At 58.3% G+C, this 1,418-nt stretch carries 2 protein-coding genes; one reads left to right on the top strand and one right to left on the bottom strand.

The window, feature by feature from the left end:
* Window positions 1–250: 250 nt before the first annotated feature.
* Complete coding sequence (locus FHR87_RS18865; RefSeq protein WP_183168297.1) at window positions 251–1,120, bottom strand: MurR/RpiR family transcriptional regulator; 870 nt, start codon at window positions 1,118–1,120, stop codon at window positions 251–253.
* Window positions 1,121–1,298: 178 nt separating this feature from the next.
* On the opposite strand from FHR87_RS18865, the gene FHR87_RS18860 reads away from it, so the two are divergent.
* On the top strand, window positions 1,299–1,418 hold a 120-nt coding region (locus FHR87_RS18860), incomplete at its 3' end, for a hypothetical protein (protein WP_183168296.1).

Genomic DNA, 1,418 nt, shown 5'->3' with positions numbered 1-1,418 from the left:
ACCCTGGAAGTGCGGGTCGATCCGGTCGAATTGGCGGCGCGCGAGAACGCCAGCGCGCCGGGAGGTTATGAAGTGGGCTGTGGCCGGGAGCTGTTCGCCTTCATGCGGGCGTCCTTCAGCACGGCGGAAGAGGGGGCGAGCGCCTTCACGGCCGGATTGGAAAAGGCCTGAAATGAAAACCGCCGCTTCGTCGATTTCGACTGAGTTCCATCGTTCATCGGTGAAGCGGCGGCGTCAGGCGCGTGGATCGCTAGAGAGCATCTTCATCACTCGGATAACGACTGGCGTTGAGGCTTTCCTTGATCTTGCGCAGGTGCGGCTGGAAATCCGTACCACGGCACAAAGTCATGCCGGTGGCGAGTACGTCGAGCACGGTGAGCTGGATGATGCGCGAGGTCATCGGCATGTAGATGTCCGTGTCCTCCGGCTGCGGGGTATCCAGGGTCAGGGTGCAGGATTTGGCCAATGGAGAGCCGGCGGCAGTCAGACCAAGCACCGAGGCCCCATTCTGCCGCGCCAGACGTGCGACATCCACCAGCTCGCGGGTGCGTCCGGTATAGGAAATGATCACGAACAGATCACCGGTATGACTGACCGAGGCCAACATCCGCTGCATCAACACGTCGGAATGCGCGGAAACGGCCAGATTGAAGCGAAAGAATTTGTGTTGCGCATCCAACGCTACCGAGGCCGAAGCGCCAAGGCCGCAGAAATGGATCTGCCGAGCCTGGATCAGCATGTCCACGGCTCGATTGACCTGCTGCGGATCAAGGCTCTGGCGAGCATTATCCAGCGAAGCAATGGCGCTGCCGAAAATCTTTCGCGTGTAGGCTTCGGGGCCGTCATTGGCTTCCACCGCCTGGCTCACGTAGGCGGCTCCGCTGGCCAAGCTCTGTGCCAGCTGCATTTTCAGCTCAGGGTAGCCGCTGACATTGAACGAGCGGCAGAAGCGATTGACCGTCGGCTCGCTGACCTGTGCGTTTTGGGCCAGAGCCGCGATGCTGTATCGCGTAGCCTGCTGCGGGTCGCGAAGTATCGCCTCGGCGACCTTGCGTTCGGCCCGGTTGAGATCCTTGAGGCGGTTCTGAATTTGCTCGAGCAGGTTGCGCGTGTAGTCCATTTGAATTCCTGGGTTGGGCAAGCTGTTTCGGCGCCTATCGTACTGAGCGTATCCGGGCGGGACCACCTGAAATTCAAGAATCAAAAAGTGTAGTTTTATTACTACTTAAAGGATTGATTTAAGCGATTTTAGCTGCTTTTATTTAAATGTCTTATAAAAGCAAACATTAGGGGCTGTCATGATTGCCGAACAATGCACGCTCGCGCTCTTCGGAGCCCTGGGAGACCTGGCCCTACGCAAGCTGTTTCCTTCCCTCTATCAACTCGATCGCGCGAACCTGCTGCACCCGGACATGCGC

This window comes from Azomonas macrocytogenes (assembly GCF_014191985.1).
Classification (GTDB): domain Bacteria; phylum Pseudomonadota; class Gammaproteobacteria; order Pseudomonadales; family Pseudomonadaceae; genus Azomonas; species Azomonas macrocytogenes.
Note: the sequence above shows the minus strand (reverse complement) of the source record. Positions and strands in the feature narration are given on the sequence as shown.

What these genes read in the sequence shown, in the direction of transcription:
- FHR87_RS18865 (WP_183168297.1), bottom strand. Translation starts at nt 1,120, where the DNA reads ATGGACTACACGCGCAACCTGCTCGAGCAAATTCAGAACCGCCTCAAG.